The 26,145-nt window shown below is 72.3% G+C and carries 23 protein-coding genes; 8 read left to right on the top strand and 15 right to left on the bottom strand.

Annotated elements, in window-relative coordinates:
- Window positions 1-87 precede the first annotated feature (87 nt).
- The 3 genes from OG379_RS03095 to OG379_RS03085 are packed head-to-tail and all read left to right on the top strand — an operon-like array spanning window position 88 to window position 2,251.
- Window positions 88-819, top strand: a complete 732-nt coding sequence (locus tag OG379_RS03095) for a glycosyltransferase family 2 protein (RefSeq protein WP_405658997.1) — start codon at window positions 88-90, stop codon at window positions 817-819.
- Window positions 816-1,475 carry a DUF2064 domain-containing protein gene (locus OG379_RS03090; RefSeq protein WP_405658995.1) on the top strand — a complete coding sequence of 220 codons (660 nt, stop codon included), beginning with the start codon at window positions 816-818 and terminating at the stop codon, window positions 1,473-1,475. Before OG379_RS03095 ends, OG379_RS03090 begins: the two co-directional genes overlap by 4 nt.
- The gene (locus OG379_RS03085; protein WP_405658992.1) at window positions 1,472-2,251 is read left to right on the top strand and encodes a class I SAM-dependent methyltransferase; all 780 of its coding nucleotides are present in this window, start codon (window positions 1,472-1,474) and stop codon (window positions 2,249-2,251) included. Before OG379_RS03090 ends, OG379_RS03085 begins: the two co-directional genes overlap by 4 nt.
- A gap of 310 nt (window positions 2,252-2,561) precedes the next feature.
- Here OG379_RS03085 and OG379_RS03080 read toward each other — a convergent pair whose 3' ends face one another.
- Window positions 2,562-3,833, bottom strand: a complete 1,272-nt coding sequence (locus tag OG379_RS03080) for a molybdopterin-dependent oxidoreductase (protein WP_405658990.1) — start codon at window positions 3,831-3,833, stop codon at window positions 2,562-2,564.
- 164 nt (window positions 3,834-3,997) lie between these two features.
- On the opposite strand from OG379_RS03080, the gene OG379_RS03075 reads away from it, so the two are divergent.
- Entirely contained in the window at window positions 3,998-5,410 is a 1,413-nt protein-coding gene (locus OG379_RS03075) for a hypothetical protein (protein ID WP_405658988.1), read from the top strand.
- A gap of 36 nt (window positions 5,411-5,446) precedes the next feature.
- Here OG379_RS03075 and OG379_RS03070 read toward each other — a convergent pair whose 3' ends face one another.
- The 3 genes from OG379_RS03070 to OG379_RS03060 form a co-directional block, all read right to left on the bottom strand.
- Window positions 5,447-6,268: an SDR family oxidoreductase gene (locus tag OG379_RS03070; RefSeq protein WP_405658985.1), complete on the bottom strand. Its 822-nt coding sequence runs from the start codon at window positions 6,266-6,268 to the stop codon at window positions 5,447-5,449.
- A 7-nt stretch (window positions 6,269-6,275) separates the two neighbouring features.
- Window positions 6,276-7,469, bottom strand: a complete 1,194-nt coding sequence (locus OG379_RS03065) for a glycoside hydrolase family 26 protein (protein ID WP_405658982.1) — start codon at window positions 7,467-7,469, stop codon at window positions 6,276-6,278.
- A 111-nt stretch (window positions 7,470-7,580) separates the two neighbouring features.
- Complete coding sequence (locus OG379_RS03060) at window positions 7,581-8,870, bottom strand: cytochrome P450 (RefSeq protein ID WP_405658980.1); 1,290 nt, start codon at window positions 8,868-8,870, stop codon at window positions 7,581-7,583.
- Between the two features lie 192 nt (window positions 8,871-9,062).
- On the opposite strand from OG379_RS03060, the gene OG379_RS03055 reads away from it, so the two are divergent.
- Both OG379_RS03055 and OG379_RS03050 read left to right on the top strand, forming a co-directional pair.
- On the top strand, window positions 9,063-9,536 hold the full coding sequence (locus OG379_RS03055) for a tyrosinase family oxidase copper chaperone (RefSeq protein ID WP_405658978.1): 474 nt from the start codon (window positions 9,063-9,065) through the stop codon (window positions 9,534-9,536).
- Between the two features lie 20 nt (window positions 9,537-9,556).
- Entirely contained in the window at window positions 9,557-10,417 is an 861-nt protein-coding gene (locus OG379_RS03050) for a tyrosinase family protein (protein ID WP_405658976.1), read from the top strand.
- Window positions 10,418-10,505: 88 nt separating this feature from the next.
- Here OG379_RS03050 and OG379_RS03045 read toward each other — a convergent pair whose 3' ends face one another.
- From OG379_RS03045 to OG379_RS03005, 9 genes are all read right to left on the bottom strand, one after another.
- Window positions 10,506-10,787: a chaplin gene (locus OG379_RS03045; RefSeq protein WP_393754531.1), complete on the bottom strand. Its 282-nt coding sequence runs from the start codon at window positions 10,785-10,787 to the stop codon at window positions 10,506-10,508.
- A 111-nt stretch (window positions 10,788-10,898) separates the two neighbouring features.
- The gene (locus tag OG379_RS03040) at window positions 10,899-12,065 is read right to left on the bottom strand and encodes a GNAT family N-acetyltransferase (protein WP_405658973.1); all 1,167 of its coding nucleotides are present in this window, start codon (window positions 12,063-12,065) and stop codon (window positions 10,899-10,901) included.
- Entirely contained in the window at window positions 12,062-12,733 is a 672-nt protein-coding gene (locus tag OG379_RS03035) for a YveK family protein (protein ID WP_405658971.1), read from the bottom strand. The genes OG379_RS03040 and OG379_RS03035 overlap by 4 nt, the downstream gene beginning before the upstream one ends.
- The gene (locus OG379_RS03030; protein ID WP_405658969.1) at window positions 12,730-13,881 is read right to left on the bottom strand and encodes a glycosyltransferase; all 1,152 of its coding nucleotides are present in this window, start codon (window positions 13,879-13,881) and stop codon (window positions 12,730-12,732) included. The genes OG379_RS03035 and OG379_RS03030 overlap by 4 nt, the downstream gene beginning before the upstream one ends.
- Complete coding sequence (locus OG379_RS03025; protein ID WP_405658966.1) at window positions 13,878-14,648, bottom strand: polysaccharide deacetylase family protein; 771 nt, start codon at window positions 14,646-14,648, stop codon at window positions 13,878-13,880. The genes OG379_RS03030 and OG379_RS03025 overlap by 4 nt, the downstream gene beginning before the upstream one ends.
- Window positions 14,638-16,248: a lipid II flippase MurJ gene (locus OG379_RS03020; protein WP_405658964.1), complete on the bottom strand. Its 1,611-nt coding sequence runs from the start codon at window positions 16,246-16,248 to the stop codon at window positions 14,638-14,640. The genes OG379_RS03025 and OG379_RS03020 overlap by 11 nt, the downstream gene beginning before the upstream one ends.
- Window positions 16,245-17,609: an O-antigen ligase family protein gene (locus OG379_RS03015; RefSeq protein WP_405658961.1), complete on the bottom strand. Its 1,365-nt coding sequence runs from the start codon at window positions 17,607-17,609 to the stop codon at window positions 16,245-16,247. Before OG379_RS03015 ends, OG379_RS03020 begins: the two co-directional genes overlap by 4 nt.
- A 3-nt stretch (window positions 17,610-17,612) precedes the next feature.
- Window positions 17,613-19,100, bottom strand: coding sequence for an exopolysaccharide biosynthesis polyprenyl glycosylphosphotransferase (locus tag OG379_RS03010; RefSeq protein WP_405658958.1), 1,488 nt, complete (start codon window positions 19,098-19,100; stop codon window positions 17,613-17,615).
- Window positions 19,097-20,272 (bottom strand): glycosyltransferase family 4 protein, encoded by a 1,176-nt coding sequence (locus tag OG379_RS03005; protein ID WP_405658956.1) that lies wholly within the window; start codon window positions 20,270-20,272, stop codon window positions 19,097-19,099. Before OG379_RS03005 ends, OG379_RS03010 begins: the two co-directional genes overlap by 4 nt.
- A gap of 609 nt (window positions 20,273-20,881) precedes the next feature.
- Here OG379_RS03005 and pgm point away from each other — a divergent pair.
- The gene (gene pgm, locus OG379_RS03000; protein ID WP_405658954.1) at window positions 20,882-22,528 is read left to right on the top strand and encodes a phosphoglucomutase (alpha-D-glucose-1,6-bisphosphate-dependent); all 1,647 of its coding nucleotides are present in this window, start codon (window positions 20,882-20,884) and stop codon (window positions 22,526-22,528) included.
- 61 nt (window positions 22,529-22,589) lie between these two features.
- On the opposite strand, the gene rho is transcribed toward pgm, so the two are convergent.
- Complete coding sequence (rho, locus tag OG379_RS02995) at window positions 22,590-23,729, bottom strand: transcription termination factor Rho (RefSeq protein WP_405658952.1); 1,140 nt, start codon at window positions 23,727-23,729, stop codon at window positions 22,590-22,592.
- A gap of 305 nt (window positions 23,730-24,034) precedes the next feature.
- Entirely contained in the window at window positions 24,035-24,541 is a 507-nt protein-coding gene (locus tag OG379_RS02990; protein ID WP_405658950.1) for a MarR family winged helix-turn-helix transcriptional regulator, read from the bottom strand.
- Between the two features lie 115 nt (window positions 24,542-24,656).
- Here OG379_RS02990 and OG379_RS02985 point away from each other — a divergent pair, with 115 nt between their 5' ends.
- On the top strand, window positions 24,657-26,144 hold the full coding sequence (locus OG379_RS02985) for an MFS transporter (protein ID WP_405658947.1): 1,488 nt from the start codon (window positions 24,657-24,659) through the stop codon (window positions 26,142-26,144).
- Window position 26,145: the final 1 nt, after the last annotated feature.

The raw sequence follows: 26,145 nt of genomic DNA, 5'->3' as shown, positions 1-26,145 counted from the left end.
GGCCCCCGGCCGCCACACGGTCGACGTCCACGTTTCGTAAGAACCTGAAGACCGAAATGCCGGATTCCGCTCCGTAGGGTGATCAGCGTGACCGACTCTGCACCGGCGGATCCCGCCGACCCCATCCGAGCCGACATCGTCCTGCCCTGCCTCGACGAGGCCGAGGCCCTGCCCCGGGTACTGGCCCGCGTTCCCGACGGGTGGCGGGCCATCGTCGTCGACAACGGGTCCACCGACGGCTCGGCGGCCATCGCCCGCTCGCTCGGCGCGACCGTCGTGCACGAACCGCGCCGCGGCTTCGGCTCCGCCTGCCACGCCGGGCTGCTCGCCGCCGAGGCGGAGTACGTCTGCTTCTGCGACTGCGACGGTTCGCTCGACCCGGCGCTGCTGCCCGGCTTCGTCCGGCGGATCGCCGAGGGGGAGAGCGATCTTCTCCTCGGCAGGCGCCGCCCCGCGGCCCGCGGTGCCTGGCCGCTGCACGCCAGACTGGGCAACATGGCGCTGTCCGGCATGCTCCGTCGTCGCACCGGCCTCCGGCTGCACGACCTGGGGCCGATGCGGGCCGTACGCCGGGAGGCGCTGCTGGCACTCGACCTGACGGACCGTCGCAGCGGCTACCCGCTGCAGATGGTGGTGCGCGCCTCGGACGCCGGGCTGCGCGTCGCCGAGACGGATGTGCCGTATCTGCCCCGGACAGGGAAGTCCAAGGTCACCGGCACCTGGCGGGGCACCTGGCACGCGGTGCGGGACATGCGTGCGGTGCTGCGGCAGCCGCAGCCGCCGGCCCTGCGGAACGTCGCGGCGGAGGCGTCCCGATGAGTGCGCGGATGCCACCTGCCGGGGCGACGACGCTGCTGGTCATCGCGAAGGAGCCGGTTCCCGGCCGGGTCAAGACCCGGCTCACGCCGCCGTTCAGCCCCGGCGAGGCCGCGGAGCTCGCCGCAGCGGCCCTCGAGGACACCCTGCGGACCGTGCTCACCCTGCCCGCCTCGCGACGGGTCCTGGTCCTCGACGGGCGTCCCGGACCCTGGCTGCCACGGGGCTACGACGTGCTGCCGCAGAGTGCGGGCGCCCTGGACGAGCGCATCGCGGCGGCGTTCGGTACCTGTAGCGGGCCGGCCCTCCTGATCGGGATGGACACCCCGCAGATCACCCCGTCCCTGCTGGCACCGGCGCTCTCCCCGGGTGCCTGGGACGGCTGCGACGCCTGGTTCGGGCCGGCCGAGGACGGCGGCTTCTGGGCTCTGGGCCTGGCGGCGCCCGACCCCGGCCTCGTACGGGGCGTGCCGATGTCCCGCCCCGACACCGGTGAGATCCAGCGGGCGCGCCTGATCGGCGCGGGTCTCGCCGTACGGGACCTGCCGGCGCTGCGCGACGTGGACACCGCCGAGGACGCGCTGCACGTCGCCGCCGCCGCGCCCCACGGCCGCTTCGCCGACGCCCTCACCCGCCTGGGCGGGGCGGCGGTCCGATGAGCACGGTGCTGCCGCCGGCCGGCCCGTCGTCCGCCCCCTGGGCGGCCGATCCGTACGCGCGGGCGCTGACCCGGGGCCGCGGCCCGCTCTTCCTCCGGCGGAAGGACGGGTGGCTCCTGCCGCTGGACATCGAACGTTGGTGCGCGGACGCCGACGCCGCCGACCTCTCGGCGCTCCGCCGGAGCGAGGGACCGGTCATCGACATCGGATGCGGGCCCGGACGGCTGGTGGCAGCGCTGGCCGCGCGCGGACACCGCGCGCTGGGCATCGATGTGAGCGAGGCCGCCATCGGACGCACCCAGCGGATCGGAGGATCGGCGCTCCGCCGCAGCGTTTTCGAGCCGCTGCCAGGCGAAGGCCGCTGGGGGACGGCTCTGCTCATCGACGGCAACATCGGGATCGGCGGTGCCCCCCGGGCCCTGCTCCGCCGGGTCGCCGCAGTGCTTGCGCCGGGCGGACTGCTCATCACGGAAGCCGCACCCCATGACGTGGACGAGCAGGTCCAGGTACGCATCGACGACGGCCGGGGGCGCGCCGGCGCGGCCCACTTCCTCTGGGCCCGTGCCGGGGTGTCCGCGCTGCTCGCGTACGCCCGGTCGGAGGGCTGGAAGCCCGTCGATCAGTGGGAGGCCGACGGCCGTCCGTTCCTCGCCCTGCGCCGCGCCACGACGGTCCGTACGACCAGCGAGAGCGCAGACACGGAGAACAGCGCGGCCGTGATCAGTAGCCAGTTCCCCAGGAACCTGTCAGGGGACATCCCGCTCGCGGGCTCGTAACGCTCCGCGTGACGCGTGATCAGAGGGAACCACATCAGCAGGAGCAGCCCGGAAAGGAGCAGCGGCACGCGTACGAAGTTCACCAGCGACGGCCGCCTGGTGAAGGGGATCCGAAGGGCCCGGTCCGCCGCCGAGTACAGCGGCACCAGCACCAGGTCGTGCACGAACGCGGCGCCCACGAACCACACCAGGATCATGAGCGTGTCCCCGTCGAGCAACCGCACCCCCGCGTAACCCGCGAGGGCGAACGACGAGACCATCAGCAGCAGGTGCAGCGGCCCTTCCCCGTACCAGCGGCGCAGAACCCGCATCACAGCTCTCCGAACGTCAGGCGGCTCACCCATTTGGTATTCATCACACCGGGGGCGGCCGGCACGATGACGCGCGCCGGATAGCCGTGATCCGGGGAAAGGGACTCACCGTTGACGCCCAGCGCCAGCAGCGAGCGCGGATCGCGCACCTGGTTGTCCCTGAGCGCCACCCTCCGGAACGGCCCGCTGCGCTGGAGGGACTCCACCAGCACCCCCGGCGGACCGTCCGGGAATCCGGCAAGCGCGGCCAGATCGCGCAGAGGGACACCACGCCACCACTGGTCGGAGGTCGACCAGCCCTCCACACAGGCGATGGGCAGCGCCGCGCTGTGCTGTTCCATGGCCAGGAGCGCCGACCGGGACAGCTGGATCTCCCCGGCCGGTCCGACGACGGTGAGCCGCCAGCGTCCCCCCGTCGCGGCCGGATCGATGCCCACCGCGGCGGCCGTCTTGTTGATCTGGAAGCCGTTGGGACCCGGGCCGGGTTCGGCGCCGCCGCGCGGGGTCAGCAGAGCGGTCCGCCGCAGCCCGCCGTCGAAGCTCCGGCCGCCGGAGGTCACCAGAAGGAGCAGCGACCCCGCCCCCACGACGGCGAGGGCGCCGCGCCGGGAGACGGTCGGTGGAGCGGGACGCGGCGAGGCGAGCTCGTCGCGCTCCGTCGTGGGGAGACCGTGGCGCAGGACCCGCAGCGCCCGGGGGAGCTTGAGGCAGGTGTGGGCGAGGAACGCGGCGAAGAAGACCCACGCTCCGTAGAGGTGCAGGGGATAGAACGATCCGGGGAACAGGTACTCCAACTGGATGTTGAGCAGTCCCGTGACGAATTCGAAGAGAGCTCCGCCCACGAGCAGCAGCAGCGACAGCCGCTCCAGGGCATGCCCGGCCGACCGTGCCGGCGGCAGCGTGAAGAGCTTCGGGATCACCGACCACAGCTTGGCCAGGAGCACCGGCACGAGAACGATGCCGAGGGTGACGTGGATCCCCTGTGTCAGCCGGTACAGCCAGTGAGGCCCGGTGGGCCATTCGAACAGGTAGAAGCCCAGCCATCCCTTGGCCGGTGTCTTGTCGTTCACGGCCGCGAGATCCGGGTTGTACGCCGCGTACGACAGAAGGCCCGTGACGAACAGCAGGGTGATGCCGGCGAGGAGCACCATGCCGAGCACGGCCGTGAACCGGACCCCGCGCACCGGACTGCGCCAGAAGGCGGGCCCGGTGGGAAGGGGGAGGCCGGCGGAAGGGAGGTGTGCACCGGTTCGCTGCCGTCTGTCGCGCATGTGCTGACGTTATGCCGGGGACGCCGCTCCCAGGGGCGTACGACTCCTGACGAAAGTCTGACGTCGGCGGTGCGGGGCGGACCGCCCGCCGCAGGATCTGACGGTTGTGTGACGCGGCGGCGTCGCACCGCTCGCCGCACCCCCCTGATGCGTAGCGTGCCTGCGTGACGACCGAGGAACACAGCGACCGCATCCGGCCCCCCGAACCCACAGCGCCCACCCCCACCACCGGGCCCGCCGGCCGTCGTCGGGACCTGACGGCCGCAGCGGCGGGAGTCCTGCTGGTGGGTGTGGCCATAGCGGTCGGATGGGTGATCCAGGAGGGCGACGGCAGCCTGCAGGTCCACTGGCCGCCCCTTCTGGCCTCGTGGGATCCGCACCTGGGCCCCGGTACCCCGGCCGCCGTGGCGGTGGCGGTGGCGGTCGTCGCCTACGGGCCACGGCTCACGGCCGTGCTCCCCTGGCGGAGGCTGCTGCTCACCTGCTGGGCCGGCTCGGTGGCGTGGATCCTCTCGCTCGCCCTCATCGAGGGCTGGTACCGGGGGATCGCGCGCAGGCTGACCACCAAGCACGAATACCTGCGGGTGATCGACCGCTTCGACGACATCGGAGCTGCCCTGCGCGGTTTCACCGACCACATCGTGATCGGTCCGCCGGGTAACTGGCCCGCACACGTCGCCGGCCACCCGCCGGGCGCCACACTCACCTTCGTCGGCCTGGACCGCGCGGGACTCGGGGGCGGGGCCTGGGCGGGCATGTGGTGCATCGTGCTCGGCAGCTCAGCCGCTGTGGCCGTCATGGTCGCGCTACGTGCTCTGACGGGTGAACACCTCGCGCGGCGCGCGGCCCCGTTCCTCGTCCTCGCCCCCTTCGCCGTCTGGACCGGCACCTCGGCGGACGGGTACTTCGCCGCCGTCGCGGCCTGGTCCGTCGCACTGCTGGCCCTCGCCGCGACCCGCACCGCCCGGCATCCGGCAGCCGCCGCGCTGGGCTCCGGACTGCTGTTCGGGGGGACCTGCTATCTCAGTTACGGTCTGACGCTCATCGCGGTCCTGCTGGCAGCCGTCCTCGTGCTCGCCCGGACGGCACGCCCGCTCGGCCATCTCGCGCTCGGCGCACTCGTCGCACCCGTCGCCTTCTCCCTGGCGGGCTTCAACTGGTGGGAGGCCTATCATCTGCTCGTCGAGCGCTACTACCAGGGTGCGGGCGGGACCCGCCCCTACTCCTACTGGGTCTGGGCGAACCTTGCCTGCACCACACTCGCCGCGGGACTGGCCACCGTCGCCGGTCTGCGCCGTACGGCGGCCTCCGTCCCCGCAGCCGTACGAGCACTGCGTCCGGGCACACCAACGGCCGCTCAGCGGCTGGTGCTTCTCACCCTGGCCGCACTCCTGGCCCTCGCCGCCGCCGATCTGTCGGGGATGAGCAAGGCGGAGACGGAACGCATCTGGCAGCCGTTCATCCTCTGGCTGATGCCCGCCGCCGCCCTGCTTCCGGACATCGACAGACGCGGCTGGCTGGCCGCCCAGGCGGTCGTCGCCCTGCTCGTCAACCATCTGCTGTGGACCGGGTGGTGAGCGCCGTCGGGAAGCAGGCGCTCGGGGCGGGGCCTGTCATTCTCCCCATGCGACAGTGCGGGCGAGCCACTCGTCGAAGGTCTCCGTGCCCCTGGGCCCCGGGCCCGCCGGCAGCTGGCCGTCGCCCGCCATCGCGGCCCCGACGGTGCCGGGCAGCCTGACCGGCACCACCAGTCTCCGCTCGTGGCGGGCCTCCAGCAGCCTGCGCACCAGGTCGGCCAGCTGCTCCACCCTCGGTCCGGCGAGCTCCGGCGCCATGCCCCCCGGGGGAGCGAGCACCAGTTCCACCAGATGGCGCGCCACCTCCCGCGCCGCCACCGGCTGGGTGTTCATCCGGGGAACCACGGCGAGCCGCTTCGGCATCTGCTGGAGGGTCTGGAGCACGAATTCGTGGAACTGCGTGGCCCGGAGGACCGTCCAGGGCACCTGCCCGCCCTTCACGACCTCCTCCTGGCGGAGTTTCCCCTGGTAGTAGCCGTGACCGATCCCGTCCACGCCGACGATCGACAGTGCCAGATGGTGACGCACCCCGGCACGTGCGCCCGCGTCCAGCAGGTTGCGGCTGACCGAGCCGAAGAACGCGACCGCCTTGTCGCGGCCGAGGACCGACCTGTTGCTCACGTCGATGACTGCGTCCGCACCGGCCAGCGCCGCGTCCAGTCCGGCGCCGGAGACGAGGTCCACGCCACGCGACCGCGCCAGCACGACCGGTTCGTGCCCGGCCGCGGCCAGTTCCTCGGCGACCGGCCGGCCCACCGCACCGGTGCCGCCTGCCACCGCCACCCGCATCTCCTGCTCCTCCGGCCCCGTCGCGCGGTACGCCGACGCGTCCCGGGAACGCCTTCCCGGGACGCGCATCCTGCCCTCAGTCGCGCAGGCAGAACTCGCGGTCGCCCAGCCACTGGCCGAACCAGTCGCTCAGCGGGACGGTGAAGCACCAGCCGGAGTCGTTCGTGTCCGGCGTGGGCGTCGGCGTCGGCTTGTCGGGATCGGGCGTCTCCGGCGTCCCGCTCGGGTCCGGCGCGGGAGCCGAGGGCCCGGTCGCATCCGGCAGCCCGCTCAGCATCTCGCGGAACACCCGTGAGGACTCGGGGTTGTCGGCACACTGCCACACCCCGTGCGGGCAGTAGTCCGTGATCGTCTGGTAGACCGGCTTGTGCCGCTCCATCCACTCCAGCATGCTGCGCATGTACTCGGGGTTGTCGCCGTTGCGGAAGAGCCCCCACTCAGGGAACGAGATCGGCTTGCCGTGCTCGGCCGCGAAGTCGACCTGCTTCTGCAGACCGTACGGCTCGTTCACCTGCTCGTCGAAGGTCCGCGCCGGAGGCTGGTCGTAGGAGTCCATGCCGATGATGTCCACGACGTCGTCGCCCGGATAGCACTCCGTCCAGGGCACGGCGTCCCGCCCCCTGCTCGGAGCGAAGTCGAAGCGGAACTTCTGGCCGGACACGGAGCGCATCGTCGTGACGATGCGGTTCCAGTACGCCTTCCACGCGACGGGATCGGGACCGCACCGGTGCGTGTACGTCGTCCCGTTCATCTCCCAGCCGAGGACGATCACCGTGTCCGGGACGCCCAGCAGGACCAGACGCTCGGCCAGCCGGCGGAAGTGCTCGTCGAACTGCCCCTCGGCGCCGGCCCGCAGCAGACCGCGGACCTCCTCGTCGGAGACGTGCTCCTCGTTCCGCTCCAGCATCGGCGTGTTGAGCACGAACATCCGGTCCTCGGCCGCTTTCCGCCAGGCCGCCCACGAGGCGAGGAAGCCGGGGCGGCCCTCGATGTTCTCCCACAGGTCGCCCGGCAGGTAGCTGTGCCCGACGCGTAGCTCCGTACCGTCGAGCCAGCGGGACAGCTCTCCCATCCGCTGCACGCCCTCCGGCCCGTAGTCCAGATAGGCGCCGATCGCGGTCGTCGTCCCCGGCTCCGGTGCCTGCCGCGCCGTGCCCTTGCCGGCCTGTATGTCCGCGGTGTCACGGTCGGCGAGGACCGCGCCGCCGACGAGGAGGCAGAGCGCGGTCGCCCCGACGCCGAATTTGATGAGACGGCGCTGTACGGCCACGGCTTCTCCTTGGGTTGCGTCCTGTCCCCGACCCTGTCGACCCTAAGGAGAAAGATTCAACAACGGGCTGTGGGGCCGCCCGTGAATAGCCCATTCGCGACACGCGCGAGTTCAGAGCGGACCATTCGGGTGACACATTTCGAAGGTGAAAGGCAGGGAGCGGACGCGATTGTCGAAGTTCGAATGGACCAGGCCGGGTTCGCCCGAGGTTCGGACGCCTCCCAGGCGAGTGAGCATTTCGCGGAAGAGCGCCTTCATCTCCAGTTTCGCCAGATGGGCACCCAGGCAGTGGTGGGGGCCTCCGCCGCCGTATCCGAGGTGCGGATTGGGTGACCGGGTGATGTCGAAGGCACCGGGGTCGTCGAAGACGGAGGCGTCGCGGTTGGCGGAGGCGTAGAGGAGTACGACCTTCTCCCCGGGCAGAAACGTGTGACCGCCGAGCGCGCATTCGGCCGCCACCGTCCGGCGGAACTGGATGATCGGCGTCGAGTGGCGGACGATCTCGTCCACCGCGCCGTCGGCGTAGCGGTCGAAGTCGGACTCCAGCAGGGCCCGCTGCTCCGGATGCGCCGTGAGCAGGACCAGACCGTGGGCGATCGCGTTCCGGGTGGTCTCCACCCCCGCCACGAGCAGCAGCGAGAAGAACGCGCCGAGCTGACGCGAGGACAGGGCCTGCCCGCCGACATCCGCGCGGACGAGCGCCGAGATCACGTCGTCCTGGGGGACACGGCGCCGTTCACGGGCGATGCCCGCCATCTCCAGCTGCATGCGGGCCAGGGAGCGCAGGCCGCGCCCCGGGACACGGAGCCGCGCACGGCCACGCCTCTGTACACCGACGTACTCCGACGCGTGGTCGATGCGCGCCGCGATGCGGGCCCGGTGGCGCGCGGGGATGCCCATGAGGTCGCAGATCACCTCGAAGGGCATACGCGAAGGTGCCGAGCGCATGAAGTCGCCCGGTCCTTCCGTGATCACCTCGTCCACCAGCCGCCGGGCGACGGCGCCGATGTTCTCCTCGGCGGCCGCGAGCAGCCTCGGTGTGAAGGCGCGGGAGATGGTCCTGCGCAGCCCCGCGTGCTCGGCGCCGTCCATGTTGACCATGGAGTTGCCGAACACGGCCTTGGCCCAGGGCGCCGGTTCCGGAGTGGTGACACCGGGGGCGCTGGCGAAGACCTGCGGCTGCCTGCTGGCCGCCCTCACGTCCGCGTGCTTCACCAGCGCGTAGAACGGCGTACGCGACCCCGTACGAGGGGTGAAGCGGACCGGTGTGTCGAGTTCCCTCAGCCGGGCGAACTCCGAGAGCCGCTCGGACCGTGGCAGTCGCCAGAACGCCGGATCCGCCAGATCGGCACCGGCCGTTCCTCGCACGCGGACCGTGGGCACCTGTGTCGGCGCGTTCATGCACAACCTCCGGGAGCTCGGACGGCCATGCTGACCCGGCGGACGGCGCAGCGCGCCCGACACGGCCGTACCGCACCGCGGAATTCCCACGGTCGCGTGATGCCCTGTGGACGAGAACCGTTCACGCTCCGTCTCGTTGCCCACTCGGACGGGACACCTCGCAGGAACGGACGAGAGGGAGGCAGACCAACCATGAATCCGACCGACGCCACCACAGGGCAGCGGGCCGGCGCCCCCCGGCCGGCCCGCCGGGCGGTGCTGCGCACCGCCTTCACCGCGGCCGTGATCGCGGGCACCGGCGGCGCGCTCGCCCCGGTGATCCTCGAGGACCCGGAGCCCGGAAGCCCTGCCCAGGAGCGCGGAGCCGTGGGGCCCGAGCGCTTCTCCGAGCTGTACAAGGGCCGCGAGATCCGGGGCACGGCCACGGCCACGGTGCCGGCCGGCGCACAGCCGTACGCCGGCGAGGCCGGAGCCGTCGCCGCGGTGTCCGGCACCGAGATCAGCGTCGACGGGAGGGCGCTGCACGTGATGCGGCGCGCCGACGGGAGCTATCTGAGCGCCGTCAACCACTACGAGTCGTTCCCCACACTCCTCGAGACCGCCCGCGCGGCGGTGGACGAACTCGGTACCGCCCGGTTGTCGGCAGCATCCCCGCACACCATCTGAGCCCTTAAGGACGAGCACGCGTGTACAGCCGCAAGAATCAGCGCGATCTCACGCGCACCGAGAAGAAGCGCCTGGTCGACGCGATCCTGGAGCTCAAGCGATCGGGCCGCTACGACGACTTCGTCAGCATGCACCGGGAGTTCTACGTCACCGACTCGGAGAGCAGGCCCCGGCCCGCCCACATGACCCCGTCCTTCTTCCCCTGGCACCGCAGATACCTCCTGGAGTTCGAGAAGGCGCTGCGGGCCGTCGATTCCCGTGTGTCGATCCCGTACTGGGACTGGACGCGGGACAACACGGCGAAGGCGTCCCTCTGGGCGGAGGACTTCCTCGGCGGCAACGGCAGGCCGGGCGACCGGCAGGTCACGACCGGACCGTTCGCCTACCGGCAGGGGAACTGGCGGATCCGCGCCGGAGTGACCGACGACCCCTTCCTGCGGCGCAACTTCGGCCGGCCCTCCGCGCCCGTCACACTGCCCCGGCCGGCGGACGTGGAGCGTGCGCTGCGCGATCCGGTGTACGACGCCGCGCCCTGGAGCAGCGTCAGCACCACCGGCTTCCGCAACAGGGTCGAAGGCTGGGGCATCAGGGGCGGCCGCGGCGTGGCCAACCACAACCAGGTGCACCGCTGGATCGGCGGGTCGATGGCGGGCGCCGCGTCGCCCGACGACCCCGTCTTCTGGCTGCACCACGCCTTCATCGACCTGCTGTGGACCCGCTGGCAGAAGGCGCATCCGCGCTCCCGCTACCTGCCGGCGCGCGCGCTCCCCGCCGAGGACCCGCAGCAGGACCGGATCTTCGCGTACGACCGGCCCATGCCGCCGTGGGACGTGGCGCCCTCGCAGCTCATGGACCACACCCGGCTCTACCGGTACCTCTGAGCGCCGCCTGCCGGGCGGAAACGGGGCAGGGCCTTCCCCCTCCGCGTCGCGCGTGGAGGGGGAAGGCCCGGACGGTGCGTGGGGGAGATCAGTGGCCGTAGCCGTACTCGCCCTTGTCCTCGTGGCTGTCCGACACGTTGGCGCAGGTGTTGCCGAACGCCGGGTTCAGCAGAGCGATCACGTTCACCGTGTTGCCGCACACGTTGACCGGGATGTGGACCGGCACCTGGACGACGTTGCCCGAAAGGACACCGGGGGAGTGGGCCGCGACGGCCTCCGCCCCGGAGTCGGCGGTAGCCATGCCGGCACCGCCGGCGATCAGGGCACCGGTACCTGCCATGACGGCGGCCACCTTCGAGATACGCGACATCAGTTCTCCTTGAGAGGTTCGAAGCCGGCCGCCGAGCGTGCGGCCGGTATGCCCTGACAACGCGAAACTCGACAGACGGTAACGGATCGTCGCAAAACTCATCATCGCGGCTCAACTCAGGCCGATGAACGCGGCCCCGGCCGCCGGCAGCTCGCTGAGCCGGCCGCGCCAGTCCCGCGCTGCGGGAAGGCGGGATTTCACCGTCTCCGCCGCCCGGTCCCGGACGGTCACCTGCGTCTCGCGCAGCCGCAGCAGCGGCTCCAGCGCCGGACGGGCCAGCATCAGGCGCCGGTTGACGACCGGCACAGGACCCCAGTGGTTCTTGTACTGCTCCGACCCGCGCAGCAGGCTCAGCACACCGCGGTCCAGGCCCCCGGCCTCCCGGGCGATCTCACGCAGCAGCATGGTGGAGACATCCACCTTCGTCTCCCTGAGCCGGGGATCGGCCCCGTAGAGGTAACCCCCCGTCAGCCGCGCCGACCTGAAGGACAGGTCGGCGGCCACCACCTCCCCGTCGAGCAGGAACTCCCTGACCGAGGCCTCGCCGTCGCGCACCATCCGGCGGGTGGAGCGCACCAGATGCGCGCAGAAACGGGGCCGCAGATGCTCAGGGTTGACCCCCCTGCCGAGCCACTGGAGCTCGTGCAGCCGCAGCAGGGTGCCGACGGCGCCCGCCACCCGGTGTACGGGCGCGGTGCGGCACTCGATGCCGAGCGCGTCGATCCTGCGGAGCTTGGCCCGCGTTCGCTGGGCGCGGGAGCCGCTCATCCGCCCCATGAGGGCGTCGATGGGCTCGGCGGGCAGCTCCATGCAGGTCGAGTCCGTGCGGCTGCTCCGAGCACCGGACCACGCCTCGAACAGCAGGTGCGCCGAGGCGTCGGGCCGCACCTCCCGCAGGTCCACGACCGTGTGCGCGGCGGCGCGGTGGAGCCCGCGCTCCAGCGCGGTGACCGCTGCCGGGGTGTCCTCGCCGTCCACCAGGATGTCGAAGAAGTCGGAGATCGTGCCGCCCATCGGAACCAGCAGGGGCATCGGGCGGTGCACGAGCATCAGGGGCACCGCCCCGATCAGCCGGCCTCCCCGGCGCGCGAGGAGGACCCGGAGGCGGCCGGGGACCCCGTAGGAGAGCCACCACGAGTGGAGCCACGCATGGCTCTGGAACGGGGTCGCGGTGGGGCACCGGCGGTGCAGCGCGTCCCACTCCGCGGCGAGGTCCGCGAAGTCCGGCAGGTCCCTGCAGAGGGTGACGGCGAGCCGCCCGTGTCGGTCGGTGTTCATCGCACGAGCTCCCTTTCGCCGGTGGTGCCGCCCTGGGCGGGGCCCGGCACCTGGGCCGTGGCGCCCCGGCGTCCGGTGCGGGGGCGGACGAGCAGGACCAGGCCGCCGGCCAGTCCTCCCGCGCTGGCGCCCACGGCCGTGCCGAGCGGCGTGGACGGGGACACGGGGTCGACGGGAGGGACGGCGTGAGAGAACTTGACCAGCTTCACACCGGTGTCCTTCGCGACGTGCCCACTGCTGACGACCACCGCCTCCGTCACCGCGTTGGCGATGTCCGCGGCACGGTCCCGGTCGGCCGACGTGCCGGTGACCGAGATCATGGGCGAGTCGGGAGAGGTCTCGGACCGTACGTGTGTACGCAGTTCGCGCACGGGCTCCCCGGCGGCCCCCTTGGCGTAGGAGAGGGTGGCGTCACTGGTGGCCAGGCGGCCGTACGACTGCGCGTAACCCAGCGCGGCGGCCGGATCGATGTCCTTTCCGGCGGTGACCACGGCGTAGCTGGTGGCCGCGTACTCGGGCGTGGCGAGCAGACCGTACGAGAATCCGCAGGCGGCTCCGAGCAGGACACCGGCGGGCAGCGGCAACCACCACCCGGTCCGTACGAATGCGGGGCGGAGCCTGCGGAACCGTCCGGGGACGGCCGGCTGCTGCTCGGGCGAGTCGGTCATGATTGTGTTCTCTCGGTCGGGGGGACTGCGGTGGTGTCGACGGCCCGTGCGTAGACGTCCATGAGGCGCCGGCTGCTGAGCCTGATGTCGTAGTGGTCCACGGCGGGGGGCGGCGGCAGCCTCCGTGCGCCGCTCTCCATGCGGTGCCGGAGCGCGGCCGTCAGCTCGTCCGTGGGATCGTCCGTGCCGGCGCCGGATCCGATACGGGTAGCCCCCGGCACCCGGCCCGTCGGGAGGTCCTCGATGGCGGGGCAGGCCGCGTACACGACCGGTAGCCCGGCAGCCAGGGCCTCGACGACGGCAAGACCGAACGACTCCTCGCGGGACGCCGAGACGAACGTGTCGACGGCACTGAGCACCGCGGAGATGCCGGGACCGGCGCCCGAGGTCCCGCACTCGCCGAGGAACCTGACCCGGCCGGCCACCCCGAGCCGGGCGGCGAGAGCGCGCAGCGCCCCGGCCTCCGGCCCGTCGCCGGCCAGGACCAGCCAGGCACCGGGGAGGGCGGCGACGGAACGGATCAGCAGGTCGAAGCGTTTACCGGGAACCAGTCTGCCCACACCCCCCACCACGAACGCCGCCTCGGGGAGGCCCAGGAGGGCCCGGGTGGCGTTCCGCTGAGCGCGGTCGAAGCGGAAGGCCGCCACATCGACGCCGTTGGGGACGGTATGGATCCGGGCGGCCGGCACCCCCCAGTCGCGCAGCCTGCCCGCGACGGTGTCGGAGACCGCGACCGTCGCCGCCCCGAGCCGCTCGGTGCGCAGGTAGAGCTCCCTGGTGGACCGGGTGAGCGGCCGCCCCTCGATCTCCGCGCGACCGAGCGAGTGCTCCGTCGACACCACGGTGGTCCCGGCGAGGCGCGCCGCGATCCGTCCGTAGACACAGGCCCGGTAGAGGTGCGTGTGCACGAGGTCGTACGAGCCACGGCGGATGAGCCGGGCCAGCCGGGGTACGGCGCCGAGGTCCCTGTTGCTCCTCATCCCCAGGTCCCGGACACGGACTCCGTCGGCGCGGAGCCCTTCCGCGACCGCTCCCGGATTGGTGAGCGTCACGACGTCGCAGCGCACCGGCAGATGGCGCAGCAGCAGTCGCAGCTGCTGCTCGGCCCCGCCGATGCCGAGGCCGGTGATGACGTGCAGCGCCCTCACCGGCCGTCACCCGGCCGCCCGGCGCCGGGGGAGCGGTGCCGCAGCCGGTGCCGCACCTCCTTGGCCAGCAGACGGGCGCCGCGGTCGGCGTGGCTGACATGCGTACGGGGAAGGGCGAACGGCCCCGACAGGGAGCCGGGCACGAGGGCGCATCCGTACGCGTATCCCGCCTCCCGCACGGACTCGGCCACCCGGCGGTCGGCCGTCCCGTACGGATAGCAGAACCCGGACGGCGCCTGCCCGGTGATGCGGCGCAGCGCCTCCCGGCTGCCGTGCGTCTCCTCGCGCAGTTCGTCGTCCGACAGCGCCGTCAGATCCCGGTGGAGCATCCCGTGCGAGCCGACCTCCATACCCGCCGCGGCGACGGTACGGACGTCTTCCTCGGTCAGCAGCGGTCTGCGCGGGCCGAGCGGATCCCAGGCGTTGGAGCCGCCGGGCCGTCCGGGCAGGACGAACACGGTCGCTGTGCAGCCGTGGGCGCGCAGCACCGGGAGCGCCTCGTGGAGGAAGTCGGCGTACCCGTCGTCGAAGGTGAGCCCGACCAGCCCCTGCTTCCCGGCGGCCCGCGCGCGCAGCAGGGCCGTGATCCCGACGCCGGTCAGCCCCCGGCGCCGCAGCCAGGTGAGCTGCTCGTTCAGACGGCGGGCGGAGACGGTGATGCCGTACGGATCCTCCGTGGGGTCGCTCACCGAGTGATAGGTCAGGATCCACGGCCGGGACCTGGGAGGGAGCGTCCGCGCAGGGGGCGCCGAGGTGTCAGCGGTCATGAGGGAACCTCTGTCGGATAAGAGCCAGCAGATGAACGGCTTCCGGGGCCCGGAGCACGAGCCCGGTGAGCAGGAACGCCATGGGTACGAGCAGGCAGCCGGCCGCCAGACCCGGTACCGGTCCCGGCACCAGCTCGGTGGCCAGCCGGCCCGCGGCCGCCGCGACCGCCGCCGCGGCCACGGGCCGGGCGAGGGAGAGGGCGACGGCCATGGGCCGTAAGGCCACCGCCCGCGAGCCCAGCCCCAGCAGCATCAGCAGGGCAGCCGTGCTGATGCCGACGGCATTGGCGGCGGCGATGCCGTCGACACCGAAGGGGCCGGTCAGCAGCACCCCGGAAACAGTGGTGACCAGGAGTCCCGCCGCCATCGCGCCGAGCGGGTACCAGGTCGGCCGGCCGGCCGAGAAGAACGGCCGGCACAGGGCGCCGACCAGCGTGTGGCCGAGCAGGCCCAGCGCGTAGACCCGCATGACGCCGGCCGTGGCGGCGGTGTCCGCCGCGTCGAAGGCGCCGCGTTGGAAGAGGACTTCGACGATACGGGGCGCACAGCCGAGCACCATCGCCGTGCCCAGCAGCACCACGGTCCCGGCCAGTGCCAGATCACGTTCGACCCGCTGCCGGGCACCCTCCCGGTCCCCGGCCGCCATGGCCCGCGCGACGACGGGGAAGGTCACCGTGCAGATCATCATGGACAGCACCATCGGCAGCTGGGCGACCTTCTGTGCGTAGTTCAGATGCGAGATGGCCCCCTCCGGCAGCGAAGACGCGAGGAACCGCTCGACGAAGACCTGCGATTGACGGCTCACCACGAACAGGACGACCGGCGCCAGGACCGTCGCTCCGAGAAGGGCGGAACCGGAACCACGCTCGCGGGGCGCACGCTTCCCGCGCCGGGCGGGCATCAGCCGCAGGAACGTGGGCAGCAGGGTGAGGATCATCAGCAGGCTGCCGACGGCGACCCCCGCGGCCGCCGCGCGCACCCCCCAGACGGAGTGCAGCGCCAGCGTCATGCCGATGATGCCGACGTTGTACGCGATGTAGACACCGGCCGGCGCCAGGAACCTGCCGTGCGCCCGCAGCGCCGCGCTGAAGTACCCCGTGACACCGAAGGTGAGGACCGTGACGGCCGTCAGACGTGTGCAGTCCACCGCGAGCCGGGGATCGTCCAGCCCGGGAGCCAGGACGGCGACGGCCCAGGGTGCTCCCCAGACCAGCAGCCCTCCCGCGCAGGCCAGCGCGGCGAACAGCCGGGGGAGGGTGTCGGCCACCAGTACGCGGACCGGGTCCTGGGCGTGGCCGCCGGCCGCACGCCGGGTCAGGGCCAGGCTGAACGCCGGCACGAGCAGCAGTGCCATGCCGTCCTCGATCAGCAGCGTGGCCGCCATCTCAGGGACCGTCCAGGCGATCAGGAAGGCGTCGCTGGCGTGGCTCGCGCCGAACAGCCGGGCGAGGGCCTGGTCGCGGAAGAGCCCCAGCAGCGCGGCGATCACGGTGAGGCCCGCGGCGCCGCCCGCCGCCCGCACGAGGAAGCGCCCGGGCCGTACCGGCGCGTCGGGTGCCGGCGGTCCGGTGACCGTCGCCTCCGTGGCGGTCCCGCTCACGCGTCGGTCGTCCTCTCCGGCTCGGCCAGCGCCCACCACGCGGCGAGGCCGAGCACGATCCCGGTCAGGACGGTCGAGGGGCCCCCGATGTCCGCGTAAAGGAAGTCGACCGTCTGCCAGGTCATCAGCCCGACCGCGGCGAGACCGCAGTCGACGGCCGCGGCCCCCCGGGCCCGTGCGAGCACCAGCCTGCGCACCCCGCCGACCAGGAGCGCCGCCCAGGAGCCCACCAGTGCGGTGAAGCCGATGAGCCCCTGCTCGCCGAGTACCAGCAGATACATGTTGTGGGGGGAGAGCAGCGGCTGCTTGCGGAACTCCTGACCGGCACCCGCCGTGTCACTGCCTGCCGAGAGCCCGATCGAGGCGTGCCCGTCACGGTGGGCGGGGAAGCCCTTCAGGCCGACTCCGGTCGCGGGCCGCTCGCGCCACATCCCGGCTGCGGCGGCCCACATGGCGTAGCGGTCGTTGACCGACCTGTCGGGGGCGCTGGTCACCTCGGTGATGCTGGTGAGCCGCTGCGAGATCATCTCTGACCCGACGCCGAAACCACCCACCAGGACGACCCCGGCAGCGCCCAGCACCGCCAGCGCGCGGGCGGCCTGCCGGAGCCCGGTCAGCGCGATCACGGCGAGGACCCCGGCGGCCGTCGCGATCCACGCCCCCCGGCTGAAGGACAGCGTGAGCGGGACGAGTAGCAGCGCGGCGGTCGCGGGAGCCCACGGCCTCAGCCGGCGAGGTGTGCCGGCCGGGGTGCGCAGCGCGTACGCGACTGCCGCCACCAGGCCGTAACCGACGACCGTGGCCATACCCATCACATCGCTGGGGCCGAACGTGCCGACGGCGCGGATCTCCTCCCCCATGTAGGAGGCGCCGGTGCCGGTGACGTACTGGTGTACCCCCGTCGCACCCTGGACCACCGCCAGCAGGACGAGTGCTCCCGCGACTGCCCGGAACCCGGCGGCGTCCCTGACCAGCAGGAGGACAGCGGCCGGTACGAGGACGAAGACCTGCAGGTACCGCACGAACCCCGGCAGGGCCGCCACCGGGTCCGTGGCGGTGACCGTGGCCAGGGCGAGGCCGACGGCCGGGAGCCCCAGCACGACCGCCGCGGCCGGCGAGAGCGGACGCCGCCGCAGGAACAGCAGGCAGCCCGCGCAGACGAGGACGGCCACCCCCGAGAGGAGATCGGCCGCAGGCACGCCCGCCACCGTCCAGGGTGACGTGTCGTCGGCCGGGACGGCCACGAGCAGGACGGTCGCGATCAGCGGCAGCAACGGCCAACGGCCGCCCCGTCCGTGAGGGGGCGCCTTCTCCTGGGCGGCGGCCGGTGCGACGGGCGGCGGGGCCACGGTGAGGGTCACGGTTCAGCTGCCTCCGAGCCGGAACACCGAGCCGGCCGTACGCGCCAGTACGCACATGTCCTGCCAGAGCGACCATGTCTCGATGTACCGGTTGTCGAAGCGCGCCCGGTCCTCGATCGAGGTGTCGCCTCGCAGGCCGTGCACCTGGGCCAGTCCCGTGATGCCGACGGGCATCCGGTGCCGGGACCGGTAACCGGGATGCGCGAGACTGAACTGCTGCACGAAGTAAGGGCGTTCGGGGCGCGGCCCGACCAGGCTCATGTCGCCGCGTACGACGTTCCACAGCTGCGGCAGCTCATCGAGGGACGTCCTGCGCAGCAACTTGCCGACGCGGCTCATGCGCCGGTCCGACGAGACGTTCCACCGGGTGGCCGATTCGTGCGCGTCGGCCGGGCGCAGCGTGCGGAACTTCAGCAGGACGAACGGCCGCCCGTATCCGCCGATCCGTTCCTGGCGGAAGATGACGCCCGGGCCGTCGCACAGGCGCACGGCCAGCGCGCAGGCGGCCATCACCGGGGCCGCCGCGACCAGCGCCACCGTGGCCAGGACGGCGTCCATGGCCCGCTTCACCCGGTGCGCCACCGGACGGTGCGCTCCGGCATGCAGCGAGTGGGCCGCGAAACCCCACACATGGTCCGGCCGGGGCGCGGTCCGGCAGCGGGCGACCGGCGCCTGATCGGTGATCAGCCACACCCGGCAGCCATGCCGCGCGAAGAGGGCGAAGAGCTCCGCCCCGTCGGACGCGGCGTCGGGCGGGACCGTGAAGACGGCGTGCCGCACGGAGTTCTGCACGACCGCCCGGCCGGTGTCCTGCACCGACGTAAGGACGGGCAGCGGGGCCCCGCCCGCAGGCGGGTCCGCCGTCTCGTCCGCGTCCGGGCCGGATCCCGACACCCGGCCGATCGGCCGCATCCCGTACCGCGTGTGCTCCTGCAGCACGGAGACGACCCGGTCGGCGAACGGACCGTCTCCCACCACCAGGGTGGACCGCGGATTTCGTGCGGCCGACCACAGCCGGGACCGGTGGACCACGGCGCGTGCTCCGCAGGTCACCAGGGTCTGGAGGCCGACCGCGCAGGCGAGCGCCGTCCACCCGGCGGCGAGGCGCGGGTCGTACGCGGACACCGCCTCGGCGACGACGTACCACTGCACCACGGCCAGCCCCGCCAGGGCGGGCAGTTCGGCCAGAGCCGAGGGGGAGAGTCCCGTGCGGTAGAGACCCCGGTACGCGTTGAGGAGCAGCTGCACGGCTGCCTGCAGCAGGGCGGCGACCGGCGGCCAGGGCCCGGGGGCGATGACGGCCACGGCCAGGCCGAGCGCGAGCACGTCGGATGCCACGAGCGCCGCCGGGGCCCGGCCCCGTCGGCCTGCCGCGGTCCGTGGGGCGGGAGCGTCCTCCCTGCCGCTGCGCGGCGGATGGATCGTGGTAGCGGCGCGCCGTACGGCGGTGGCCTGGGCGGCTCGGGGGGCAGGTGCACTCTCCGTCGTCATCGCTCGGTGCGCTTCCTCGTCGTGGGGCGGGACTGGCCGACAAGTTCCTCGTAGAGGCGCAGGACCGCTCCGGCGGTCTTCGTCACGTCGAAGACCTCCCGGGTGCGGCTCTGCGCGGTGCGGCCCAGCCGCGCCCGCAGCGCCGGATCGCCCAGCAGCGTGGTGAGCGCTGCCGCGAGAGCCGCGGGGTCCTCGGGCGGCACCAGGCAGTGGGGCAGGTGTCCGGGCGGCAGGCTCTCCCTGGCCCCGTCGACGTCGGTCAGCAGGACCGGTGTGCCGCAGGCCATCGCTTCGAGGGGGGCCAGCGCCATCCCCTCCCAGCGCGAAGGGAGGACCAGCAGGTCCGCCGCGTGGATCCAGGGCCGTACGTCCGCGCTCTTCCCGGCGAACAGAACTCCGGGTGGCGCGGTGCGGCGCAGCTCGTCCCCGTACGGTCCGTCGCCGACCAGGACCAGCCGCGCGCCACCCGTCGCCGCGGTGCGCCATGCTCGCAGCAGCACGTCCTGGCCCTTCTGCCGGCTCAGGCGTCCGACGCACACGACCAGCGGCACCTCGGCGGGGGTTCCTTCGAGCAGCGGGAGCGATCCACGGGCCGACGCGGCGGCGTCCCCGCAGACAGGCCGGAAGCGGCCGAGATCGATGCCGTTGTGGATGACCGACCAGCGCGCCGTGATGCCCGCGCGCTGCCCGGACACGCGCTCGGACTCACTGACGCAGAGGATGCGGTCGCTCCACCGCGCCCCGAACCGCTCCCACGCCGCCGCCAGTCCGGCGGCCCGGCCTTCCAGGGCCTCGAACGACCAGGCGTGTGGCTGGAAGACCGTCGGTACCCGGCCCCGCACGGCCAGCCGCCCGGCGAGTCCCGCCTTGGCGCTGTGGGCATGGACCACGTCGGGAGCGCACGCACGGATCAGACGGCCGGCCGTGAGGACCTCCCCGCCGAGCCGGGCACCGGGGGCGCGCTCCGCCGGCCAGGAACACACCCGCGCTCCGGCGGTGGACGCGCCGGCCGCCAGGGCCCCGTCCGGCGGGCAGGCCACGACGGGCCGCAGCCCTGCCCGTACCTGTGCCGCGACGAGGTCGGTCACGACCCGTGCGACTCCTCCCTCCACCGGCTGGACCAGGTGAAGGACTGTCAGTCGTCTTTCCTCGGTGCAACTCTTCTGCAGCACGCACGGCTCTCTTTCACATGCCCCCGAAGAGCCGGTTCGGGTAAACACCGGCGGCAAGGAATATGGCGGCGGAGATCAAGTGGGTAAAACCGAACTGCACTGTGGCAGACCATACGTGCGAAAACACGCATGACTCGCGCTCGTGTCCGGATGGATTGCCCCCGGCAAAGCCTCCGACCACCTGTTCCTCGGTTCTGCGGCGTGTCAGACGACTATGACCGACTTTGCTCGCCGCTGTGGCGCATGATGGCCGTGCCGTGCGCCTCCGCTCGTATCCCGAGGGAGTATTCCGACGGCGTATCCCCAGGGTCCCGGATACGTCAGGCGTTAATGCGCCGCAATTCCCGTCCCGTTGGTGCAGGAATTCCTGCTGCCCACGTTCCGGCTGCCCGGTGCGGCATTCTCCGGGCCCGCCGCGTCTCTGCGCCCTTTCCGTGCGAACCGGCCAACCATGGCGAAACGGCCCCGGGATCCGCCGTGCGCCGGGTGTACTGCCGGTCAGGCCGCGTACCCGGGTGTGTGGCCGAGGAGGCAGTATCGGGTACAACTCGTGATGATCGTCCGCCCGGTGGCGGTCCGCGAACGGCCGATGAGGACAGAGGAGAATCGATGGTTCACGAACGGGCCGGTCAGCCGGCGCAGCCCGGAGACCTGGTGGACGTGGCGCGGCTGGTGACGGCCTATTACACGGTCCACCCGGACCCGGGTGAGCCCGGCCAGCGGGTGGCCTTCGGAACGTCGGGGCACCGGGGATCGGCGCTCGCGGCTGCGTTCAACGAGGACCACATCGCCGCCACCACCCAGGCCATCTGCGACTACCGCGAGCGGCAGGGCACGGACGGGCCGGTGTTCCTCGGGGCCGACACCCACGCGCTCTCCGAACCCGCCCGGATCACGGCCGTCGAGGTGCTGGCCGCCAACGGCGTCACCGTCCTGATCGACAGCGACGACGGCTACACCCCCACCCCAGCCGTCTCGCACGCGATCCTCACGTACAACCGGGACCGGAAGAGCGGCCTCGCGGACGGCATCATCGTCACGCCCTCGCACAACCCGCCCGCCGACGGCGGCTTCAAGTACAACCCGCCGCACGGCGGGCCGGCCGGCTCGGACGCCACCTCCTGGATCCAGGACCGGGCCAACGCCCTGATCGAGGGAGGTCTGAAGGAGGTCCGTCGGATCCCCTACGCCAGGGCGCTCGCCGCCGACACCACCGGGCGGCACGACTTCCTTTCCGGTTACGTCGACGATCTCCCGGCCGTCCTCGACCTGGACGCCGTACGCGACGCCGGCATCCGGATCGGCGCCGACCCCCTGGGCGGGGCCTCGGTCGCGTACTGGGGGCGGATCGCCGAGCGCCACCGGCTCGATCTCACGGTGGTCAACCCGCTCGCCGACCCCACCTGGCGTTTCATGACGCTCGACTGGGACGGCAAGATCCGCATGGACTGCTCCTCGCCCTACGCCATGGCCTCGCTGATCGAGCAGCGCGACGCGTACACCATCGCCACCGGTAACGACGCGGACGCCGACCGGCACGGCATCGTCACGCCGGACGGCGGGCTGATGAACCCGAACCACTACCTGGCCGTGGCCATCCGCTACCTCTACTCCCACCGGGAGAACTGGCCGGCCGGCACCGGCATCGGCAAGACCCTGGTCTCCTCCTCCATGATCGACCGGGTCGCCTCGGACCTGGGACGGCAACTGGTGGAGGTCCCCGTGGGCTTCAAGTGGTTCGTCGACGGGCTGTTCGGCGGCACCCTGGGATTCGGCGGCGAGGAGTCCGCCGGAGCGTCCTTCCTGCGCCGCGACGGCCGGGTGTGGACGACGGACAAGGACGGGATCCTGCTCGCCCTGCTCGCCTCGGAGATCACGGCCGTCACCGGCTCGACCCCGTCCCAGCACTACGGCGAACTCACCGCCCGGTTCGGCGATCCGGCGTACGCCCGGATCGACGCCCCCGCGACCCGTGAGCAGAAGGCGGTGCTGGCCAGGCTCTCCCCGGAACAGGTCTCCGCGGACACGCTGGCCGGTGAGCCGATCACCGCCGTGCTCACCGAGGCGCCCGGCAACGGCGCGGCCGTCGGCGGGCTCAAGGTCTGCACCGAAAGTGCGTGGTTCGCGGCCCGCCCGTCCGGCACCGAGGACGTCTACAAGGTGTACGCGGAAAGCTTCCAGGGCGCCGAACACCTGGCCAGGGTCCAGGACGAGGCACGCGCCCTGGTCTCCGACGCACTGGGTGCCACGGGCTGAGCGGCCGGGCGGGCGCGCCCGGCGCGCCCGCCTCCGCGACCGGCGCGGGCAACCGTGTTGATCACGCGTCAGGGGCGGTGTGCTGGACCTGCCGGAGGAAGGCGGCGTTGTCGGGCGTGCTGCGGATCTTGTCCAGCAGCGCTTCGAGCATGGTCCGGGCGTCCCTCGACCGCAATGCGCGCCTCAGTCCTCGTACGGCGGCCAGTTCTCCCGAGGGCAGCAGGAGTTCCTCGCGGCGGGTGCCCGAGGGCGTGATGTCGACCGCGGGGAAGACCCGTCGGTCCGCGGACGCACGGTCGAGGCGGAGCTCCATGTTGCCGGTGCTCTTGAGCTCCTCGAAGAAGTAGTCGTCGGCGCGGGAGCCGGTGTCCACCAGCACGGTCGCCAGAATGGTGAGCGAACCGCCTTCTTCGGCGAGCCTGGCCGCGCCGAACAGCTTCTTGGGACCGATGAGTGCCGACGCGTCCACGCCGCCGCTCAGCGTGCGGCCGCCGGCCCCGGCGTTGTTGTTGTGAGCGCGGCACAGCCGGGTGAGGGAGTCGAGGAGGATCACGACGTCGCGGCCCTGTTCGACCAGCCGCTTGGCGCGTTCCACGGCGAGGTCCGCGAGCGCGATGTGCTCCTTGGCGGGCCGGTCGAAGGTGGAGGCGTACACCTCCCCGCGCACGGAACGGCGCATGTCCGTGACCTCTTCGGGGCGTTCGTCCAGGAGGACCACCATCAGGTGGCACTCGGGATGATTGACGGCGACCGAGGCGGCGATCTGCTGCAGAAGAACGGTCTTGCCGGTCTTGGGAGGCGCGACGATCAGGCCACGCTGCCCCTTGCCGACGGGGGACACGAGATCGATGATCCGGGGGGCCGGGCCCCCGTCCGGCCTCTCCAGGCGCAGGCGCTCCCGGGGGTGGAGCGGGGTGAGGTCATGGAAGTGCGGACGGCCCCGGAGTTCGTGCGCCGCACGGCCGTTGACGGAGTCGACGCCGGTCAGGGTGCGAGGGCGTTCGCACGTCCCGTCGACGACATCGCCCTTGCGCAGGCCGAACCGCCGGATCAGCGCGGGCGACACCTGGACGTCGCGGGGTGAGGGATGGCCGCCGTCGGTGCGCAGTACGCCGTGTCCGTTGTTCGTGGTGTCGAGGACACCGACGGTGCGGACGGGCTGATCCTGCCGGACTGCGGGGCGTTCGAGTGTGCTGGTCATGGTGGGTCCTTTCGCGGACATGGCGAATGAGAGGTCCGGCGAAGGCAAGGCGGCGGAATCACGCCTCGTACGACGGGCATGAGAAGCCCGGACCGGACGGAAGAGATGGTGCGAGAAGCTGGATCGCCGGTCGTCGAAGGACGGGCGCGACAGCGGGGGAGAAGCACCGGTGCCCGATTCGGGCGTTCACGTGTGCTGAAGGCAACCTACCACGCAAGGTCGGGGGAGGGGAAGGCCCCGCGCTCAGGGGTGTGACGGCCGGAGTCAAGCGGTCTGCTGCCGGGCGGGGGCCCGGGCCCCCGGGGTCAGTCGCCGGAGGGACGCGGGGTCGTCGGGCTCCGCTCCGCGAGGTGGGCGTCCATGGTGGAGTTCAGGTCGGTCACGAAGGACTCGAACCGCGCCAGGAGTTCCGGCGGATAGTGCGACATCGTGGTGTCGAGGCGGCGGGCGAGCGGGCCGAAGAACTCGTCCGCCCGTTCCTGGATGTGCGGGCCGCTGCGCAGGGTGACGACGCGCCGGTCCGAGTGCTCGCGGGTGCGGGTGACGTGCCCTGCCGCTTCGAGGCGGTTCAGGAGTGCGGTGGTTGCGCCCGTGGACAGGGAGATCCGCTCGCTCAGCCGGGCCGGTGACAGCGGAGTGCCGCGCTCCTCGGCGGCGGCGATCTCCAGCACCGCGGTCGCGTCGGTGGAGTGCAGGCCCAGCCAGGCGGCGAAGCGCCGGCTGAGCTCGGCGTAGTGGCCGCCGTAGATTCTCAGCCCCTCCATCAGCCGCTCACGCCGCGCCGCGACATCGTCGCGCCTCACGTCCTCCATGGAAGGCCCGCCACCTCTCTCCTGCCGCGCGATCCGCGTCGTCGGCGCGCTTTGACAACCTACCGCCATCACTTTACCTTCATCGTGGAATTACTTCACCGTGGAGGTATCGAGTATGCGTGTCCCGCCCCCCGCCCTGGACGAGACCACCGAGCCCTACCGATGGCGGTGGCTGATCCTTGTGGTGATGCTGGTCGCGGAGGTCATGGATCTCCTGGACGCCTCGATCGTGAACGTCGCCGGACCGGCACTGGAGCAGTCCCTCGGCGCCGGCCCCGCAGGCCTTCAGTGGGTGATCGGCGGGTACGCCCTCACCTTGGGGGCGGGGCTCGTGCTCGGTGGCCGGCTCGGGGACCGTTACGGGCGGCGCAGTATGTTCCTGATCGGCCTGACCGCCTTCACCGCCACCTCGCTGCTGTGCGCGCTGGCGCCGGACATCGAAGCACTGATCGTCTTCCGGCTGCTGCAGGGCGCCGCCGGGGCGATGCTCCTGCCGCAGGGCCTGGGCCTGCTGCGGGAGAACTTCTCCGGCTCCGAACTCACCAAGGTCTTCGGGATCTTCGGCCCCGTCCTCGGGCTCGGCGGCATCATCGGCCCGGTCCTCGGCGGCTTCCTCGTCGAGGGCGACTTCTTCGGCCTGGGCTGGCGGTCGGTGTTCCTGGTCAATCTGCCCATCGGTCTCGCTGCCCTGATCACGGCCGCGAAGTGCGTGCCGAGGAAGCCCGGCGACCGCACGGTGAGCGTCGACATGGCCGGTGCCGCGCTGGTCGTGGCTTCCTGCGCGCTCCTCGTCCTGCCGCTGAACCAGGGACAGGAGGACGGCTGGCCGCTCTGGACATGGCTGTGCATGGCCGCCTCGGCCATCGGATTCGTCCTGTTCGCGGTGCACCAGCGCCGTACGGCAGCGGCGGGCCGTGAACCGCTGGTCACCCCCGGCCTGCTGCGCAAGCCTGCCTTCACCGTCGGGCTTGGCGGCATCGCCCTGTTCTTCGCCGGGCTCGTCGGCACGCAACTCGTGCTGACCCTCTATCTCCAGATCGGCCGGCACTTCACGGCCGGTGACGCGGGACTCGGCAACCTGCCGCTCGCGGTCGGCACGGCGATCGGCGGGGCGGTCAGCGGCGCGGTCCTCGCCGACAGGATCGGCCGCAAGGTCCTCCAGATCGGCCCGCTCGTCCAGCTCGCCGGTGCGACACTGCTCTGGTTCGAGCTGGACGGCCTCACCACGGCCTCGTTCTCCGTCCGGGACATCGCTCCGGGCGTCACCGTCTCAGGAATCGGCGCAGGCATGGTCATCGCCGCCCTGTTCAGCTTCGTACTCGCCGCCGTGGACGACAAGGAGATCGGCTCCGCCTCCGGGGTCCTGTCCGCCGTCCAGTCCATCGGCGGCTCCGTCGGCGTCGCCGTCTTCGGCTCCTTGTTCTTCACCCAGGCCGGGCGCGGCGATTTCACCGGCGGATTCCACCGCGCCCTCATCGTCCAGGCGTGCCTCCTGGCCGTCTTCCTGGCCATCACCTTCCTGCTGCCCGAGCAGGGGCGCCCGGACGAGGAGCAGCACGGCATCGACGACACCCCCGCCGACACACGGCACGCCGCCGTGTGAA

The organism is Streptomyces sp. NBC_01166, assembly GCF_045039765.1.
Lineage (GTDB): Bacteria > Actinomycetota > Actinomycetes > Streptomycetales > Streptomycetaceae > Streptomyces.
The sequence above is the reverse complement of the archived record's forward strand: the minus strand, read 5'-3'. Positions and strand labels throughout refer to the sequence as shown.